20 protein-coding genes are annotated in these 18,067 nt (G+C 28.3%); 12 read left to right on the forward strand and 8 right to left on the reverse strand.

The window, feature by feature from the left end; translation table 11 throughout:
• Positions 1-526: 526 nt before the first annotated feature.
• Genes B5F09_RS11060 through B5F09_RS11070 form a run of 3 tightly spaced genes read right to left on the reverse strand, consistent with a single transcriptional unit; the run spans position 527 to position 2,501 of the window.
• The gene (locus B5F09_RS11060; protein WP_087374168.1) at positions 527-1,141 is read right to left on the reverse strand and encodes a hypothetical protein; all 615 of its coding nucleotides are present in this window, start codon (positions 1,139-1,141) and stop codon (positions 527-529) included.
• Entirely contained in the window at positions 1,134-1,835 is a 702-nt protein-coding gene (locus B5F09_RS11065; RefSeq protein WP_087374170.1) for a DUF3800 domain-containing protein, read from the reverse strand. Before B5F09_RS11065 ends, B5F09_RS11060 begins: the two co-directional genes overlap by 8 nt.
• 30 nt (positions 1,836-1,865) lie before the next feature.
• On the reverse strand, positions 1,866-2,501 hold the full coding sequence (locus tag B5F09_RS11070) for a LexA family transcriptional regulator (RefSeq protein WP_087374172.1): 636 nt from the start codon (positions 2,499-2,501) through the stop codon (positions 1,866-1,868).
• 148 nt (positions 2,502-2,649) lie between these two features.
• Between B5F09_RS11070 and B5F09_RS11075 the strand changes: the two genes are divergently transcribed.
• Positions 2,650-2,841: a helix-turn-helix domain-containing protein gene (locus tag B5F09_RS11075; RefSeq protein ID WP_087374174.1), complete on the forward strand. Its 192-nt coding sequence runs from the start codon at positions 2,650-2,652 to the stop codon at positions 2,839-2,841.
• Between the two features lie 46 nt (positions 2,842-2,887).
• Complete coding sequence (locus B5F09_RS14880; protein WP_158095840.1) at positions 2,888-3,031, forward strand: hypothetical protein; 144 nt, start codon at positions 2,888-2,890, stop codon at positions 3,029-3,031.
• A 519-nt stretch (positions 3,032-3,550) separates the two neighbouring features.
• Here the strand turns inward: B5F09_RS14880 and B5F09_RS11085 are convergent.
• The 3 genes from B5F09_RS11085 to B5F09_RS11095 all read right to left on the reverse strand — a co-directional run bounded on the left by B5F09_RS11085 (position 3,551) and on the right by B5F09_RS11095 (position 7,209).
• On the reverse strand, positions 3,551-3,838 hold the full coding sequence (locus B5F09_RS11085; RefSeq protein WP_087374178.1) for a hypothetical protein: 288 nt from the start codon (positions 3,836-3,838) through the stop codon (positions 3,551-3,553).
• Between the two features lie 218 nt (positions 3,839-4,056).
• Complete coding sequence (locus tag B5F09_RS11090; protein ID WP_087374180.1) at positions 4,057-5,961, reverse strand: NAD(+) synthase; 1,905 nt, start codon at positions 5,959-5,961, stop codon at positions 4,057-4,059.
• A gap of 81 nt (positions 5,962-6,042) precedes the next feature.
• On the reverse strand, positions 6,043-7,209 hold the full coding sequence (locus B5F09_RS11095; protein WP_087374182.1) for an MFS transporter: 1,167 nt from the start codon (positions 7,207-7,209) through the stop codon (positions 6,043-6,045).
• Positions 7,210-7,384: 175 nt separating this feature from the next.
• On the opposite strand from B5F09_RS11095, the gene B5F09_RS11100 reads away from it, so the two are divergent.
• The 8 genes from B5F09_RS11100 (at position 7,385) to B5F09_RS11135 (ending at position 14,551) form a co-directional block, all read left to right on the forward strand.
• Positions 7,385-8,146: a formate/nitrite transporter family protein gene (locus B5F09_RS11100; protein WP_087302080.1), complete on the forward strand. Its 762-nt coding sequence runs from the start codon at positions 7,385-7,387 to the stop codon at positions 8,144-8,146.
• Positions 8,147-8,231: 85 nt separating this feature from the next.
• A complete protein-coding gene (locus tag B5F09_RS11105) occupies positions 8,232-8,711 on the forward strand; it encodes a YbaK/EbsC family protein (RefSeq protein ID WP_087374184.1) in 480 nt (159 codons plus the stop codon).
• A gap of 20 nt (positions 8,712-8,731) precedes the next feature.
• Entirely contained in the window at positions 8,732-9,394 is a 663-nt protein-coding gene (locus B5F09_RS11110) for a response regulator transcription factor (RefSeq protein ID WP_087374186.1), read from the forward strand.
• Positions 9,385-10,302 (forward strand): sensor histidine kinase KdpD, encoded by a 918-nt coding sequence (locus B5F09_RS11115; protein WP_087374188.1) that lies wholly within the window; start codon positions 9,385-9,387, stop codon positions 10,300-10,302. Before B5F09_RS11110 ends, B5F09_RS11115 begins: the two co-directional genes overlap by 10 nt.
• A gap of 90 nt (positions 10,303-10,392) precedes the next feature.
• Positions 10,393-11,082, forward strand: a complete 690-nt coding sequence (locus tag B5F09_RS11120; protein WP_087374191.1) for an ABC transporter ATP-binding protein — start codon at positions 10,393-10,395, stop codon at positions 11,080-11,082.
• Complete coding sequence (locus tag B5F09_RS11125) at positions 11,075-13,552, forward strand: FtsX-like permease family protein (RefSeq protein WP_087374193.1); 2,478 nt, start codon at positions 11,075-11,077, stop codon at positions 13,550-13,552. The genes B5F09_RS11120 and B5F09_RS11125 overlap by 8 nt, the downstream gene beginning before the upstream one ends.
• 182 nt (positions 13,553-13,734) lie before the next feature.
• Positions 13,735-14,085 carry a cyclophilin-like fold protein gene (locus B5F09_RS11130; RefSeq protein ID WP_087374196.1) on the forward strand — a complete coding sequence of 117 codons (351 nt, stop codon included), beginning with the start codon at positions 13,735-13,737 and terminating at the stop codon, positions 14,083-14,085.
• 127 nt (positions 14,086-14,212) lie between these two features.
• Entirely contained in the window at positions 14,213-14,551 is a 339-nt protein-coding gene (locus B5F09_RS11135; RefSeq protein WP_255375902.1) for a nuclear transport factor 2 family protein, read from the forward strand.
• A gap of 22 nt (positions 14,552-14,573) precedes the next feature.
• Here B5F09_RS11135 and B5F09_RS11140 read toward each other — a convergent pair whose 3' ends face one another.
• Positions 14,574-15,152: an HdeD family acid-resistance protein gene (locus B5F09_RS11140; RefSeq protein ID WP_087374201.1), complete on the reverse strand. Its 579-nt coding sequence runs from the start codon at positions 15,150-15,152 to the stop codon at positions 14,574-14,576.
• A 327-nt stretch (positions 15,153-15,479) separates the two neighbouring features.
• On the opposite strand from B5F09_RS11140, the gene B5F09_RS11145 reads away from it, so the two are divergent.
• A complete protein-coding gene (locus tag B5F09_RS11145; RefSeq protein ID WP_158095841.1) occupies positions 15,480-16,022 on the forward strand; it encodes a DUF308 domain-containing protein in 543 nt (180 codons plus the stop codon).
• 14 nt (positions 16,023-16,036) lie between these two features.
• The gene (locus tag B5F09_RS11150) at positions 16,037-17,365 is read left to right on the forward strand and encodes a radical SAM protein (RefSeq protein ID WP_087374205.1); all 1,329 of its coding nucleotides are present in this window, start codon (positions 16,037-16,039) and stop codon (positions 17,363-17,365) included.
• Between the two features lie 126 nt (positions 17,366-17,491).
• Here B5F09_RS11150 and B5F09_RS11155 read toward each other — a convergent pair whose 3' ends face one another.
• Positions 17,492-18,031, reverse strand: coding sequence for a TetR/AcrR family transcriptional regulator C-terminal domain-containing protein (locus tag B5F09_RS11155; protein WP_158095842.1), 540 nt, complete (start codon positions 18,029-18,031; stop codon positions 17,492-17,494).
• Positions 18,032-18,067: the final 36 nt, after the last annotated feature.

Here is an 18,067-nt window from a genome sequence, read left to right on the forward strand (position 1 = left end):
TATTTAATATCACAGGTCCATCTTATCGAATCAAAGATAAATTAAATCCTAAAAAAACTGAGAACACTTAATTGCAACAAATTGGTCAAATTATCTTGACTTTTATACGTAAAGAACATAAGAGTTGTATTTTACATCAGATGTGTTGGTAGCACATCTGTCAATAATGGCCTGTAGAGATGGATAGACGTATCCTATAAACTCTCAGTGCTCTTGATCTTCCACTGTTGGTAGCGGAGGAAGCTTTTTTTAATCAATATAAATTTTTATTATATTGACAGTCTAGTAACTAAATTATTTCTAATTTTCCGAAATTTAATAATTTTTACTGTTTATTAATAGTCATTAATATCTGTTAAAATGTGGATATTTTGGAATTATCGAAATTAGCAAAATCGTAAAAGTGTTGATTTTTTGAAACAGTACGTATATAATACAAGTGTAATAGATATAATTATTAATGAAGTTCGGTACTGAATTTCTTATTATAGCTCATCTACGTTCGTAGAAGGAGGATCGGGAACGTCTACTTTGAGGTAGGCGTTCCTTGTTTTTGTTTGTAGGAACAAATATAAGTTTTTCCTCCTGTAGAATTATATCTAGCATATTCCTTTTCAAATTTTTTAATCTTATAATCGAAGTCTATAGGATAGCCTGTCCAAAACAGTATTGTACCATTTGGCTTAACCTCTAAAATAACTATATATTTTCTTTCTTTATCTAATAATTTTATTCTAGTTCTTTTTCCTTTAGGAGTACTTTCTGATCTAGACCAAATCAATAAATTAGTATTTGAAAAATAGTTATTCAAAATATAAAGACACTGGATTTTGTGAGGACATATTGCACGCTTCTGCCGATCTGTATATTTATCACTCATCATGGGATTATAACTGAACATTCTAGGACATTTTATAACTCTATTTGGGCAGCACGATATATCCTGGTTCATAAAACTTTTTGAAATAATATGGAAATACGTACCGTCATAATTGTCTATTAAAGGATAAGATTTCCAACCAATGTTGATATTATTAATAAATATGTTTGGTAATTTAATATTATCTTTAAAATATTGCTCTTTTTCATCAAGTATTTTTCTAATGTTATCATCATTATAATCTGTTATGAAATCATCCACTTCTTTTTGGCCTCCATAATAAAATATTAAATTTATTTTCTCTTACTGGAGAATTCTTTTCTAATGAATTACGAGATCTTTTTTTAATCAAATCAATGATTTCTAATTTGACATCACTAGTATGTAATCCTCTTTTACTATACGTTAAAGCACCAATTAATAAATCCACTAATTGCATTATTTCAACTTCATCTGATCTTATTGGTTGTATTTTTTTAATTGTATGATGATAAAAATCATAAATATTGTTTGAACATATATTATGCAACTTAGCAATCTTCTCACTTGATATGGTATCTTTGATATCAATATATACATTATATTGATTAACATTGCTGAAAATGTTGCTTAACATTAAAAAATACATTTTATAATACCAATCATCATAATCATTATAAATATCTTTAAATTGAAGTTTATTTTTATTTGTTATAACAACCGCCCTGAAATTCAAGTCATCATCGTCAAAGAAGTAGTTAATTAAATCAACACAAACATCTCTTTTGAGCTTTGATATTTTTGACCATTTTATTTCATAATCACTATTTATTCCATATTTTTTTTTAATTTCTTTTATACGTGAGCATATCTCTTTTCTTTTTTCGATAGGTATCCAAATTCCACCAATTACCATTGCATTACTTTTATCGTTAGGTAAATGACAGCTTTCATCACAATAAACATTATATTCCATTTTTTAATTCTCCCATCGTTCTCATTCCTCCTATTCTACATCACTTTGAAAAGCAACTGCTTTACCTAATACCTTTACTCTTTCAAGTTGTTCACCAGTCAATATTATATCTTTATACTTACTATTTTCTGGTCTCAAAATAACCATATTCTGCTCTTTATAGTAATAGAAACGTTTTAAAGTAGCTTCATCATCGATTATGACGGCTACAATCTCACCATTATCTACGATATCTTGTTTACGTATAAAAACTATATCGCCATCGTGAATTCTTGCGTTGATCATGCTATCGCCTTGACATTTCAAACAAAAATCAGCTCGAATTTCTGTTCCAACCATAACGTAGGATTCACGATCCTCGTCAGTAAAAATTGGTTCACCACATGCTATCGTTCCAAGCATAGGCAATTTTATTTTGTCTATTTTGTATAGATTGTCGAAATCATTTGTATTATCAAATAATTTATCACCTTTGATTAGATAATCGGTAGAAACATTAAAATAGTCTGCTAATTTTTGAACTATTCCCATTTTTGGTTCTGTTCTATTTATTTCCCATGATGATACAGTTTTATCACTTACCCCAACGATATTTCCTAATTCTTCTTGATTTAGATTATGTTGTTCCCGGAGTTTTTTTATATTCGAACCAAATTGAGTTTTCATCAATTTCACCTCCCTCGATAACTATATTATAAGATGTTTTGTAGAATAAATAAAGCAAAATAAAAAAAAATCTACAAAACGCATATCGTCATTGATGTTCTACAATTTATAGGGAATCATATTGCTATGAAAGGAGGAAAATAAAGCAATGGCTCTAAGAATGAAACTTGACGAATGGAGAAGAATGCGTGGCTATTCTCAAGAGTATATGGCTAATAAACTCCATTGTCATAGAAATACTTATGCTAAAATGGAAGAAAATCTTCAAGATATTACAATAGGGCAAGCAGATCAAATAGTTAAAATATTAGATATTGCGGTAGATAATATTATTTTTTGAACGTTAATCTACAAAATATAGAATAGCAAATAGAAAGGAGGATTTTATGAAAGTGTTAAAGAAAATAATGGATAAAGTAGAAGATATGATGATTGATTTCATGTTTGCTTTTCTAAATTTTCCGCTATATATTTCAGTAATCTCATTCTTGGTAGCAGTATTTGCTCTATATATCAAATGGTCCAAATAGAGGAGTGATTAGAAGATGAAAGTAATGGATAAAGACAAAAAAACAGGACTAAGCGAAAAATACTTAATCCATGATTTTTTTGAAATGAATATTAACAACATCAAACAACCATTATTTTATGATCTACACTATTCATTTATTAATAAAGTTTTGTGTTTTTGTAGAAGAAATTTTTTCATAATTTATTTTCTTATTATTTTGGTAATAATTTTAGCTTGTATTATTTTGACAATCTTAATCGTATCTTGTTTGATTTTCCATTATAAGGTTTTAGATAGTAATCGTAAAAATTGAAAAATACAATTTTTTTATCGATGGTATTTCTTGAAGTGATTATTCTAAGTGCACACTTTTCTGATTCATCATAATCGTCAGGAAAAAAAGGAAAAAACAATGTTGCCTCATAAATATCATACGGTTCTATTCGTAACGGTAATTGTACAGAAGAATTTATAAAAATTTTTATATGGTGTTTATTTTCAATATAAAAAGGTTTGTTTATTACATGACCACAATTTGTTATTTCGATAAATTGTTTACCTTAATGCTTTGTAAGATCAAGATCGAAGATACAGTAATTGGCTTATCTGATTTATTTATTAATCTTATTTTTCCAAACGCTTGATGTTTACAGTTATAGGTATATCCCCGAAGTTTGTCAAAATACATAAAGTTTGGTTGTGGTTCAAATTCAACAGATACATTAGGCTTTTGATAAATAAAATACAGAATACTTATAGATAACGAAATAATATCGGTAATATAACCAATTAAGGAAAATATCAATGAAAGAACTTCGCTAGTCATTATATTATCACCACGCTTCAGTAAATTTCAGCATGGTAGTACTGATAAATCAATTATGGCACGATGTGGAAAAATTATTTATATAACTTTCTTGTCTGAAACATAAAAAAAGAAAGTCAAACGACTTTCTTTTTGCGGGTTCTCCGCTAAGTAACCTTATGTATTTATTATAACTTGATAATTAATAACTGTCAATTACTTTTAACTTCAAAGTATTTTTAAATTTTTTCAATTTCTCTAATCCAATCACGAACATCACTGTCACTTGGCATTCGCCAATCTCCTCGTGGAGAAAGAGAAACAGTTCCAACTTTAGGACCATCAGGAATACAACTGCGTTTGAATTGTTGAGTAAAGAAACGCCAATAGAATTTAGTTAACCATTTCTTTATTGTTTCTTTATCGTATTTATCACCAAATGCAAGTTGTGTCTTTCTAAATAACTTACGTGGTTCATCACCAAAACGAACCATATGATAAATAAAGAAGTCATGTAATTCGTATGGACCAACAATATCCTCTGTCTTTTGAACGATTTGATCATTTTCTTGAGGTAATAATTCTGGTGATACTGGGGTATCTAAAACATCTTTTAAAATAGTTTCAATTTTTTGACCGTGATATAGACTAGCAACATAATCTACTAGATAACGAACTAAAGTTTTTGGAACAGAAACATTAACAGCATACATTGACATATGATCACCATTATAAGTTGACCAGCCTAGAGCCACTTCTGATAAATCACCAGTTCCGATAACAAGACCACCAACTTGATTAGCTTTATTCATTAAAATTTCTGTTCTAGTACGAGCTTGAACATTTTCATAAGTAACATCATGGACATTTTCATCTTGTTCAATATCTCTAAATTGAACTCTTACTGAATCGGCAATGTCAATTTCTAAACTTGTTACATTTAACTCTTCCATTAAACCTAAAGCATTATTTTTAGTTCTAGAAGTAGTTCCAAAGCATGGCATTGTAATAGCAATAATATCTTTGCTATCATAATTTAATTGCTTAAAGGCCATTGTACAAACTAATAAAGCTAGTGTCGAATCCAAACCACCGGAAATTCCAATAACAACTTTTTTGATTCCGGTTGCTTTTAATCTTTGCATTAAAGCTCTAGTTTGAATATCAAAAACTTCTTTACAGCGTTTAGCTCGTAAGTTTGAATCACTAGGAACAAAAGGATGTGGATCGTAGTAATAATTTGTATCCAAATCAACATCAGTAGAGTCAAAGTATATTACATCATAATCATGTAATGATTTAAACGTAGTCATTTTACGACGTTCACTTGATAATTTTTTAAGATCTAAATCACCATAGATCATTTCACTTGTAAATCCTTGACTTTCATTAATAATTGTTCCATTTTCTGCAATTATATGATGACCACTGAAAACAACATCGGTTGTACTTTCACCATCACCAGCATTACAGTAAACATAACCACATACTAGTTTAGCCGATTGTAAACTAACTAATGAACGTCGATAGTCACTTTTAGTAGTAATTTCATTACTAGCTGATGGATTAAAAATCATATTAGCACCATTTAACGCTAAATTAATACTTGGAGCATCAGGCATCCATAAATCTTCACAAATTTCTACCCCAAATTTAAAATCAGGATTAGTTGTAGATGCAAAGATAAACTTAGTTCCAAATGGAATTGTTTTACCATTGAAATTAGTCGTAATATTTTTTTCTGGTGCTTTTTCAAAACGACGCGCTTCATAAAATTCTTGATAATTAGGAATATGAGTTTTTGGTACTAATGCTAATAGTTCACCCTGGTGAATAATAGCGGCAACATTATAAAGACTATTTAAATGTTGATAAGGAAGACCAATTATAACTACAATGTCTTTATTAGCTGTATAATCAATGATAATTTGCAATTGTTTTTTAGCTTCGTTTAATAATCTTTCTTGATTAAACAGATCTTCACAAGTATATCCAGTTAAACATAATTCTGGTAATACTAAAACTTTTGTCTGATTTTGATAAGCTTGATCGATTAGCTTAATAATATTTTTACTGTTGTTTGTAACATTAGCAATGCTAGTATCAAAAGAACCAGCAGCTACACGGATATATCCATCTTTCATTATATCTCCTCCAATGTCTATATTTTACACTGATAAATAATGATAAACAAGCAAAGAAAAAATAATCAGTTAATAATCTGATTATTTTTGTGGACTTCGTTTGAATTTAAATTTAAAACATAAAATTAAAGCTAGGGTAATTGATGTTGCAAAAAGCAGATACATGATAGTATAACCAGTATTTCCCGGGAAAACGTCTAAAATTCTCCCAGCAACAAATTGGAATATTAGTGCTGAAAAACCTTTTGCAAGCATTGATGAAATACCATAAGCACTATTTACATATTCTTCTTCAACTAAATCTAAAACAATTCTAACAGATACTAATATAAAAATAATTGTTGTTAAACCTTGAAAGAAAAATACTGACATAATCAAATAAGGACTAGGACAAGTTGCATACCAGGCAAAGCGAATGATTGATAAGACACAAGCAAATATCATTAGTGTTTTATAAGAAACTTTTTTCATATAACGATCAGAAAATAATACAGCTGGTATTTCTGATAAGGTACTTAGTAGTAGTGTTGTTCCAACGATTGTAGTAGTACCACCTAAGCCTTTAATTACTAATGGTAAATAAACGCTTTGAGCTGAACTTGGACCTTGAAATAAAATAAAAATTAGTAAAAAGATCTTAAAAGATTTATTATGCCATAAATGAGTAATGACTTCTTTAGTAGTTACTTTTTTAGTTTTATTGATAACAATAGGTTTAGCATCATGCATCATATAGAAAGAAAAAATCATAATAACTAAACCTGCTGCAAAAATATAAAAGTTTGCAAGAGGTGAAACATAATCATAAACGATTCCACTAATTTGTGCTGCAATTGCATATAGTAGTGAACCCCAGACTCTAATTGTTCCAAATGGATATGGTGCAGCTGTCGCTAAACGGTCAGTTAAAGCAGTAATACCATTTAAACATCCTTGTGTAAAACCGTTTAATAAAAATAGAAAAATAAATGATTTTGTATACGCAAATAAAAGACCAAAGATAATCGTTAAAACGCCAGTAACCATAGCTACTTTTTTAGGACTTCTAAACTTATCAGCTAAAAAACCAGTAACTGGTTGAGTAACCATGGCAAATAAAGCGGCTGCCGATGTAATTAATGAAATTTCGGTTGCTGAACAATTAATACCAGCTAAATAAACTGAGATGATACATGAAAACATCGCCCAGGAAAAATAAAACATTCCATTTCCTAAAGCATAATAAAGATAACTGCCCTTTTTAAACATTTCTAACCCTCCAGATAATGTATTAAAATTTTATCACTGTTTTATTTATAGAAAGCGCTTTTTCATTTTCTGGAAAGAAATTTAAATTAAGGATTATATGTTAGTAAAACGTCATGTATTTTGTTGAACTTAAAAGAATTATAGTTTATAATAAAACCAATTTGGAGGTTCTAAGATGAGTTTTGAAATGTTATCAGATTTAGGGATCAAGAAATATGAAATGTGTCGTGATGAAAAAGGACGCTTTTTTGCGCGATCAATTGTTGCTGGTTTGTATTTAGGATTGGCTACAATTTTATCAACAACATTGGGTACGTTATTATTTAAAGATCACTATATCGCTTCTAAAATTGCTGTTGCTGCATCTTTTGGAATCGGTTTAGTAATTATTGTAATTTTAGGTTCAGAATTATTTACTGGAAATTGTTTTACAACAATGATACCTGTTTATGGAAAGAAATTAAAGTTTAGACAAATTATTCCAATGTGGATAATCTGTTATATCGGTAATTTTGTAGGAATTGCTTTAATTTGTTTCTTGTTTGTAAAAAGTGGTAGTAATCAAGAATTATTAACTGAGTATATTACAACAGTTGTTGATGGTAAATTAGCATTTTCAGCTGGTCAATTATTTATTAAAGGTGTTTTATGTAATTTTATTGTTTGTGTTGGTGCCTATGTAGGAATGAAGATGCAAGATGATACTGCTAAAACAATAATCATGATGCTTGTTGTTATGGCCTTTGTTTTACCAGGATTTGAACATAGTATTGCTAATATGGGTAACTTTACTCTTGGAATTACAGCTTTAGGAACAAGTTATGACTGGTCATTAGTACCATTACATATGTTAATTTCAACTGCTGGAAATATTATTGGTGGTGCTGTATTATTAGGAGTACCTCTATTTATGATGATTAAACCTAAAAAAAGATAAAAAATATAAATTTGGCGATATATCTATGGATATATCGTTTTTTTTACAATAAAATAACAAGTATAGGTTAAAAGGAGTGTTTAAAATGTCATTTGAAAATGTAAAAAAATATTTTGAAGAAATAGAAATGGACTCTAAAATAATTGAATTAAAAGATTCTAGTGCAACCGTAGAACAAGCGGCTAATGCATTAGGATGTAAGCCAGAACATATTGCTAAAACAATGTCTTTTAAAACCAAAGAAGGACCGATATTAATTGTATGTGCTGGTGATGCTAAAATAGATAACAAAAAATATAAAAGTGTATTTGGCAAAAAAGCAAAAATGATTCCAGCCAATGAAGTTGAAGAATTAATAGGACATTTACCAGGAGGCGTTTGTCCTTTTGCGATTAAAGAAAATGTTAAAGTTTATTTAGATGTATCTTTAAAACGATTTGAAAAAGTCTATCCGGCTGCTGGTAATGGTCATAGTGCTATTGAATTAACAATTAAAGAATTAGAAACTATCTCTAAAGCTGATTCATGGGTTGATGTTTGTAACAACTGGCAAGTTGATCAATAAAAAAGAAAGAGGTAATCATAGTGGCAAATATTCTAGTTTTAGAAGATGATATAGCACTAAATCAAGGGATAAGCTATGCTTTAAAAAAAGAAGGGTATCATGTTTTAACTGCTAATACATGCTTTCAAGGTAAAACGATAGTAACGAATAATTTAATAGATATGATTATATTAGATGTTAATTTACCTGATGGCAATGGTTTTGATTTTTGTAAGTGGGTAAAAGCAAACAAGAAATGTATTGTATTGTTTCTTTCGGCTAGAGATTTGGAAGCCGATGTTTTGACAGGGTATGAATTTGGTGGTGATGATTATGTTACCAAGCCATTTTCGATGAAGGTATTGTTAAAAAAGATAGCTATAATGTTAAAACGTGAAAAGCAGGATCGTAATTGTTATCAAGATGATTTTTTGAAAATAGATTTTAATTTAGCGATAGTTGAAGTTAATCAAAAAGTATGTTCAATAACCCCAACTGAATATCGAATTTTAAAAAAGTTTATTGAAAATAAAGGTCAATTATTAACTTATAATATGTTTTTAGATGCTCTTTGGCAAGAAGGTGTCCAGTTAATGGATAAACATGCTTTAGCTGTAAATATCAATCGGTTACGGAAAAAAATAGAAGATGAAAATCATTCATATATTACTAATGTTTATGGGATGGGTTATATATGGAAATAGGTTTATTGATACTTGTTTTTGTTTTATTTGTTTTGGTTATATTTTTATTGATTAAAAACTATGTTTTAAAACGTGATGTTGAATCAATGGTAGTAAAATTAGATGCTAATTTAGATAAATTAATAGCGGGTAAAAAAGTAGATAATAGTGATAATAATGATGATTTATATTCTAAAATAGCCCAAAAGTTGTATCGACTTTATAATATTAATGAACAAAAAAGTAATGAAATTATTGAAGAAAAAGAAAAATTAAATGAATTGATATCAGATATTTCCCATCAAACTAAAACTCCCATTGCCAATATTAAACTATACTTTGAAATATCAATGAGTGAAAATGATGTAGAAAAAAGGCAAGCGTGTTTAAAAAATATTGAAAGTCAGATTGATAAGTTAGATTTTTTAATTCAAAGTTTAATTAAAATGTCACGTTTGGAAACCGGAACAATTAAAATTAATAAAGAGCCTTCTTTATTAGAAAATACATTAGCTTTAGCTATTCAAGGAATATATAATAACGCTAATCAAAAGAAAATTAAATTACAAGTTAATTGCCCTGATGATCTTGTTTTAAATCATGATAAAAAATGGACTGGTGAGGCAATATTTAATATTTTAGATAATGGTGTTAAGTATACAAACAATGGTGGCAGCATCTATATCGATGTTAAAAAACAAGATATTTTTACTAAAATCACTGTTTGTGATACTGGTAAAGGAATACCACTAGCAAGGCAAGGAATGATTTTTAAGCGATTCTATCGTGAACCGGAGGTTCATGATGAAAATGGAGTAGGAATTGGCTTGTATTTAGCAAGAAAGATCATTAGTTTACAAGGTGGTTATATTGAGGTGCAATCTGAAGTTGGAATTGGAAGTACTTTTATGATTTATTTGCCTAATTGATAAGAAAATCACAGTTTTGTGATTTTCTTGTTTTGTGAATGGTTTGTGATTTTTGAATTTTATAATAATACTGAAGATGGAGGTATGGTTATGAAAGAGATAATGATTGAAACAAAAGCATTGAAGAAATATTATCAGATGGCAAATAATGTTGTAAAAGCACTAGATGGTGTTGATTTACAGATTGGAAAACGTGAGTTTGTTGCTATTATTGGAAAATCAGGTAGTGGCAAAAGTACATTGTTGCATATGTTAGGGGGATTAGATATTCCTAGCAGTGGTAAAGTAATTATTGATGGTGAGGATTTAAGTAAGTTAAATCATGAACAACTAGCAATATTTAGAAGAAGAAAAGTTGGTTTTGTTTTTCAACAATATAATTTAATACCGGATTTAAATGTTTACGAAAATGTTGTCTTCCCCTTACAATTAGATGGCAGACATATTGATGATGAATTTATTGAAACAATTTTAACAACCTTAAAAATTGCAGATAAAAAAGAAGCCTTACCAAGTATGTTATCTGGAGGTCAACAACAGCGTGTAGCGATAGCTAGAGCATTAGCAACTAAACCGGCCATTATTTTAGCTGATGAACTAACTGGTAATTTAGATACAACTACTAGTCATGAAGTAATGCTGCTATTAAAAATATTAGCTAAACAATACCAGCAAACAATTGTAATTATTACTCATGATTATGATATTGCTCAATTAGCCAATCGAATCATTCAAATTGAAGATGGTAAAATTGTTCAAGGAAGTGATGATAATGCTTAAAAATAATAATAATGCAATTATCAAAACTTTAGCTAAAAAATCGTTACGTAATAATCGTAAAAAATATGGGATTTTGTTTTTCACGATTATTCTATCATCATTTTTGATTTTTTCGATTTTTACCATTGGAATAACTTATTTAGATTTAAGTCGACTTCAAAATATTCGCTTTAATGGTGCTGATTATGATTCAGTGGTAATAAATGGTTTTGATTCCAAACAAAAAGAATATTTAGATAATAATGAAAAGGTTCAAAGTGTAGGAATTCAAACATATAGTGGTTATATAAAAAGTAGTAACTTTGATGATACCGTTGATGTTGGATTATTATGGTGTGATGATGTTTTTTGGCAAAAGCAAAGTGCCCCAGCTAGAACAATGTTAAAAGGGCATTATCCTCAAAAAGAAAATGAGTTAATGGTGACTAGAGAAGGTTTAAAAAAATGTGGTAATGAAACATTAGATGTTGGTGATTCGCTTACTCTTACTTATGAAGTTAATACTGGAATTTATGAAAAAGAGTTTGTCATAAGTGGTATTTGGGATGGCTTTGGTGATAAGTCGATATTTTATGTTTCTAAGGATTTTTATAATAACTCAGGGTATTCATTAAATTCTGATGGAATCTTGCATATTAAATACCAGCAAAACTATTTTACAAATAAGATTATTCAAGAAGTCGAAACCGGTTTGGATTTAAATGATCGACAAGTATTCCAGACTACAAGTCTAGCAGAAAATTCATTTAAGATCTTGCTTGGAACATTAGGCTTAGGACTGATAGTTGGTTTGAGTGCTTATTTACTAATTTATAATATTCTTTACTTATCTATTTATGAAAAAGTTCATTATTATGGTTTATTACAGACATTAGGAATGACTAAAAAACAGCTAATACGTTTGATGAAGTATCAAATAGCTTTGTTAGCATTACTGGCAATTATAATTGGTATATTAAGTGGAATTGGGGTGTCGATTATTATATTGCCAAAAATAATGGAAACTTTAGGAATTGTAAAAGGAAATATTGAAATCAATTTTTATCCTCTAGTTATGATTATTAGTATTTTATTTAGTGTTCTTTCTATTGGTTTTGGCATGAAAAAGCCACTAAAACTTTTAGGTACAATAAGTCCGATTGAAGCAGTTAAATATCAAGATAATTTAAATATTAATAATAAGTCACATCAAATTAAAAAGAAAAATTTCTTTTGGCATATGGCTATCTATCAATTAAAAAATAATAAAAAAAGAACAGTAATAATTCTTTTTTCATTGGCAACTAGTTTATCAGTGTTTTATTGTTTAACTACGATAATAAATAGCCAAGCGAAACGAACTGTTTTACCTAATTATTTAGATAGTGATTTTGTCATCTATAATCAAAGTGAAACAACCGAAGACATTAACTCCATTAAACCAATAATTGATAATAATTTAGTAAAACAAATTAAAAAAATCGACGGAGTAAAAGAAGTTCATGTTTTATCATCATTACCGATTGTTATCCCTTATGAAGCTAATGGTTTTAGTGAACAATGGTTTAAAGGTTATGTTACATCACAGCCATATTTATCATATCCTGATCTAGTTAGTCAGTACCAGGCTAATCCAGCTATGTATTATGGAATGTTGAAGGGGATTGATGAGGTGGAATTTGATCATTTAAATCAGTTATTAGCTACCCCAGTTGATAAAGAAGATTTTAATAAAGGAAAGTTTTGTATTATTCAATATTCTCAATTTGAGATTCCTGAAAGTTGTCTGGATAGTAAAGTTTCTTTTTTAGCACCTGATGGTACTACTAAACAAATACCAATCAAGGCAGTTAGCTATGAAAGTTATTATGGTGGATCTAGAAATATTGGTGCTAATATTATTGTTAGTCAAAATTACTTAGAGCAAATTTCAGCTGATTATTATATCAAGAGTTTAACTATTAAGTATGATGAATCTTATGATGAAACGGTTGAAAAGCAAATTCTTGCTTGTATCGAAGACAAGCAAGATACTAATGATATTGCATATGAATCAAAATTAGAAGCTATGAAAGAAATTCAAGCTTCGCAAGAAGAAATGATGGTAATTGGTATTGTTATTTCATTACTGTTATTATTAGTTGGTAGTTTGAATTACGCTAATACTATGGCTAGTTGTATTCAAAGTCGTCAGTTATCGTATTCAATTATGGAGAGTATTGGGATGACTAGAAAACAGATAAGAAATTTATTGATCAAAGAAGGAATATTATATGGATTAGGTTCAATAGTTATTACTGCAACAGTTGGTACAATAATAACTTATATTGCTTTTCAAATGTTAAATTATATGGGTGCTCCATTTACAATTCCAGTTTTACCATTAATAATAGCGATTGTTATAATTATGATAATTTGTATTATTGTCCCATTATATTGGTATCATAAATTATCAGGTAATTTAAGTATTATTGAAAGATTACGAAATTAAAGTTAATAATAAAGAAAATGTGGAAAATGATAAAGCCGCATTTTCTTTTTATATACTGTAAAATAGATAAAAGAACTGAAATACCTTAAAAGTATACCAAGCAATAATTAATGAGTATTGGACATAGTTTTCTATAATAATTAAGATATTAAATTATAGTAGATGAAAAAGAGGTGTTTAATATGATTATTCAAATTGGAAATGTCGATTTAAAAGTTTCATTAGTTGATAACGAAGCAACAAGGTCTTTAATAGAACGATTAAAAAATGGACCAATTACAATAGCAATGAATGATTATGCTAAGATGGAAAAAGTAGGTGATTTAGGTTTTAGTTTACCGACAGATGATAAGCATACTACTACTAAAAGTGGTGATTTAATTTTATATTTAGGACATATGTTTGTAATTTATTACCGACCTAATACCTGGAATTTTACACGACTTGGAACGATTGAAAATATATCTGATAATCAATTACAAGACTTACTTGGAAAAGGTGATGTTGTTGTAACATTATTGCTTGAAAAATAAAATATATTATCATTATGCATCTAAGTTATAGCTCCATGATAAACTAATATTGTACTTTTGGGATTTCTTTTAATACAATAAAATTGTAAAAGGAGTTGATAATAATGGAAAATGAAGTATTAAAAGTATCAAAAAATTCTGGGAAGCTATGGAAAATTCTGATGAACAAGGAATGCGAGCAGTTACTGATGAAAACTGTAATTTTGTTCATATTGGAATTACTTGTAAATTAGATCGTGAAATTAAGTTTTATACTGATGGAACTTTCAAACCAACTGAATTAGTAATTAATAGTCAAAATGCTGATTTCTTTGGGGATACCGCTGTAGTAATTACTGATTGTAATTATGGATTATTATTAGATGGTAAACCAACTACCCATCATTTTGCAGTAACTGAAGTTTATAGTAAAAAAGGCGACGAATGGAAATTAGTAACATTTACATTCACTGCCTTAGTGTATTAAAAAGCTGTAAATACAGTTTTTTTTAATTTATTTTTTTCATATTTATTGCTTCGATAAAAAGAGTAATACCATCAACAATTAAATAGAAAGCAATGATATAGTTAATAGCAATTGTTGAAGTCAATGGCAAAATAAAGAATATAATTGCTAAGATAATATTTATTACCCCACTAAATGTATAAGCACCAGTATTAGTAATATTGAAATACTTTAATTTTTGTAAAAAAGCAATTTTTTCAGTTCCATAGAATAATAAGATTAAAGCAAACATAAACGTTAATGAAAATGCTGTAATAATTGAAGGTGTTTCAATTATTAAAATTCCAAATAAAATATTAATAATACCATGAACAATTGCAAAAGGATCTTTAAAAAAGCTAGTACTAATACAATAATTAACAATCGAATAAATACCAAAACCAATAAGAACAATTGCGACAATAAATTTGACGATACTAAAAGTCTGAATCGGAAAGAAAATACAAGCACAACCAGCAATGATCATAATAGTACTTAAAATTAAATACAAAGTTTTAATTTTTTTAATTCTTCGATTCCAATTCTCTTTAAACTCATTAATAAAATCAAATTCCCAATACATAATACCTTACCTCCTTGACTGTCTATGAGTAAAAAATCTAAAAATTTCACTTATAAGTAGACATATAAAAACAAATAGATACGGATAAATAGTCCATTTTATTGAATCATGTTTCTTCATAAGGCCCTCCTTACAATATTTATTGTAACCATTATGTTTCATGATAAAATAGTCAAATTATCGATATTGTCTAAAAATTAGGCTTATTTAATCAAAGTGTTTAGACAAAATTAATCAAATGCCTAAAAATTAGACATATGCAATATTATTGTCTATTTAAAAATAATTTTTAAGAAAATAAAATAAATATCAAAAGGAGGGAGTGATGTGAAACAGATTCAAATAGCTAAAACGGGATATTATTTAATAGCAGCTATTTTTTATAGTCTAGGAATTATTAATTTAATTCATCCTTTCAAAGCTTCATTAAGTGTTTGTAATTTAAGCAGTATAATATTGATATTTTATGGAATTGTTAAGATCATTGGATATTATTGTGATGATTTATATAGTTTAGCGTTTCAATATGATCTAGCTAGTGGATTATTATTAATTATAGTTGGCATTATTGTATTAATATGGCAATCAAGTATTTACAATTATTTATCTAAAGGAATGGGATTATTAATTCTGTTAGATAGTTTACTTAAAATTCATATGGCACAAGTTGCTAAAAAATTTGGTTTAGAAACCTGGTATGTAATTTTATTACTAGCTATTGCTGCCGGAATTATAGCAGTATTACTAATAATCGAACCATTTAAACAACAAATATTGCAACAATTAATCATAAGTTTAGCGTTGATTTTTGAAGGGATGATGAATCATTATGTAATAAAAAATACTGTCAAACTAAAACACAGTTATTAAATGGAGGTATTTATATGAGTGTAAAAACATCAATACAAAAATTAGGTTTGGAAAAAATATTTGATTATGTATATCGTGATCCTGATAAAAATTTAGTTAGAGTAATAGATTGGGCAGATAAGTTTAGTCCTAATGAATTTGAATCACAACGAAAAATAATCCGTGAAGCTATCACTAATCCTCAGCATCCGTATTATTCATTTATTCGTCGAATAATTAATGATGTAGATAGTAATGTTGTTAAAACGTTAGCTGTTAATTTTTTCATCAATGCAGCTATGGTTGGCTGGCCAATTCAAGAAGAAAATCGCAAAAAATATAATTGCAATATACCTTGGGCAATTTTATTAGACCCAACTAGTGCTTGTAATTTACATTGTACAGGTTGCTGGGCAGCTGAATATGGAAATAAACTTAATTTAACCTATGATGAAATTGATGATATTATTAACCAAGGTAAAGAATTAGGGGTTTATATGTATATTTATACTGGAGGAGAACCTTTAGTTAGAAAAAAAGATTTGATCCGTTTATGTAAAAAACATGATGACTGTGTCTTTTTATGTTTTACAAATGCAACTTTAATTGATGAAGAGTTTGCAGATGAAATGCTTGAAGTTGGTAATTTTGTTCCAGCGATTTCACTAGAAGGTTTTGAAACAGCAACAGATGATCGTCGAGGACAAGGTGTTTACCAACAGGTTATTAAAGTTATTAAGTTATTAAAAGAAAAGAAATTAGTTTACGGTATTTCTGCTTGTTATACTAGTGCCAATTTTGAATCAATAACATCTGAAGAATTTTATGATTCTTTAATTGACTTAGGAGTATATTTTATTTGGTATTTCCATTATATGCCAGTTGGAAATGATGCTTCAATTGATTTATTACCAACCCCAAGTCAACGTGATGCTACATATCAAAGAATTCGTCATTATCGTAGTACCAAACCATTATTTGCATTAGATTTCCAAAATGATGCTGAATATGTTGGTGGTTGTATTGCCGGGGGACGACGCTATTTGCATATAAATGCTAATGGTGATATTGACCCATGTGTATTCGTTCATTATTCAGATTCTAACATTCGTGAAAAATCATTATTAGATGCGTTAAAATCGCCAATGATGATGGCATATCATGATAATCAGCCATTTAATGAAAATATGCTTAGACCATGTCCAATGTTAGAAAATCCCGAAAAATTAAGAGCAATGGTTGCTAAGACTAATGCTCATTCTACTGATTTACAATCACCAGAATCAGTTGATCATCTATGTAGTAAATGTGATCAGTATGCTAAAAACTGGCAGGTTGTAGCCGATAAAATCTGGAATAAATAAGATAAGGCTAAACGTTTAATTTTTTAAACGTTCAGCCTTTTTGCTAAGATGGTAAAAACTAGACGATAATTTTATTATTATGTTAAAATGAAGATAAGATGTTAGAGTTATTCATTAAAGAATAGATTAGTAAAATAACTTTTTATTATTGGCTTCTAGAATCTGATAAATTCTAGTAAAAGATGTAATTAAATCATAATTAGCATCACTATCTAACCAGTCAAGAATGATTCCGACGATAACGCATTTATTAAAACGGATAAGCAGCTTTTTATCCTGATCTAAAATATTAATATCTTTAGTTAAGAGTTCTGTGTATTGTTCACTTATATATAAAGCAATCTTATTTAAGTGTTCGACAAATACTTCTCTTTGAATTGAATGATAAACATTTAAAATTGCTTTTTTTCTTTTATTACAATCCTCTACAATAGGAGTAAAGCAATCAATAAGATTATCAAAATGATTGGATTTATTAATAATATCATTAGCATTTCTTTTCAATATTCTATCTAATAAATCAGGAATATCATGAAAATGATAATAAAAAGTGTTACGATTGATTTCACAACGCTCGACAATATTTTTAACAGTGATTTTACTATAAGGCTTTTCTTCTAATAGTTGCCAAAACGCTTTAGCGATTACTAGTTCGGTTCGGTTCATCATTTCAAATCCTTTCATTAATATATCAATTCTAAC

The sequence above is a fragment of the Erysipelatoclostridium sp. An173 genome (genome assembly GCF_002160495.1).
Lineage (GTDB): Bacteria > Bacillota_I > Bacilli_A > Erysipelotrichales > Coprobacillaceae > Thomasclavelia > Thomasclavelia merdavium.

What these genes read in the sequence shown, in the direction of transcription:
- B5F09_RS11100 (WP_087302080.1), top strand. Translation starts at nt 7,385, where the DNA reads ATGAGTTTTGAAATGTTATCAGATTTAGGGATCAAGAAATATGAAATG.
- B5F09_RS11070 (WP_087374172.1), bottom strand. Translation starts at nt 2,501, where the DNA reads ATGAAAACTCAATTTGGTTCGAATATAAAAAAACTCCGGGAACAACAT.
- B5F09_RS11130 (WP_087374196.1), top strand. Translation starts at nt 13,735, where the DNA reads ATGATTATTCAAATTGGAAATGTCGATTTAAAAGTTTCATTAGTTGAT.
- B5F09_RS11120 (WP_087374191.1), top strand. Translation starts at nt 10,393, where the DNA reads ATGAAAGAGATAATGATTGAAACAAAAGCATTGAAGAAATATTATCAG.
- B5F09_RS11105 (WP_087374184.1), top strand. Translation starts at nt 8,232, where the DNA reads ATGTCATTTGAAAATGTAAAAAAATATTTTGAAGAAATAGAAATGGAC.
- B5F09_RS11155 (WP_158095842.1), bottom strand. Translation starts at nt 18,031, where the DNA reads ATGAACCGAACCGAACTAGTAATCGCTAAAGCGTTTTGGCAACTATTA.
- B5F09_RS11065 (WP_087374170.1), bottom strand. Translation starts at nt 1,835, where the DNA reads ATGGAATATAATGTTTATTGTGATGAAAGCTGTCATTTACCTAACGAT.
- B5F09_RS11125 (WP_087374193.1), top strand. Translation starts at nt 11,075, where the DNA reads ATGCTTAAAAATAATAATAATGCAATTATCAAAACTTTAGCTAAAAAA.
- B5F09_RS11095 (WP_087374182.1), bottom strand. Translation starts at nt 7,209, where the DNA reads ATGTTTAAAAAGGGCAGTTATCTTTATTATGCTTTAGGAAATGGAATG.
- B5F09_RS11115 (WP_087374188.1), top strand. Translation starts at nt 9,385, where the DNA reads ATGGAAATAGGTTTATTGATACTTGTTTTTGTTTTATTTGTTTTGGTT.
- B5F09_RS11090 (WP_087374180.1), bottom strand. Translation starts at nt 5,961, where the DNA reads ATGAAAGATGGATATATCCGTGTAGCTGCTGGTTCTTTTGATACTAGC.
- B5F09_RS11150 (WP_087374205.1), top strand. Translation starts at nt 16,037, where the DNA reads ATGAGTGTAAAAACATCAATACAAAAATTAGGTTTGGAAAAAATATTT.
- B5F09_RS11085 (WP_087374178.1), bottom strand. Translation starts at nt 3,838, where the DNA reads ATGACTAGCGAAGTTCTTTCATTGATATTTTCCTTAATTGGTTATATT.
- B5F09_RS11140 (WP_087374201.1), bottom strand. Translation starts at nt 15,152, where the DNA reads ATGTATTGGGAATTTGATTTTATTAATGAGTTTAAAGAGAATTGGAAT.
- B5F09_RS11075 (WP_087374174.1), top strand. Translation starts at nt 2,650, where the DNA reads ATGGCTCTAAGAATGAAACTTGACGAATGGAGAAGAATGCGTGGCTAT.
- B5F09_RS14880 (WP_158095840.1), top strand. Translation starts at nt 2,888, where the DNA reads ATGAAAGTGTTAAAGAAAATAATGGATAAAGTAGAAGATATGATGATT.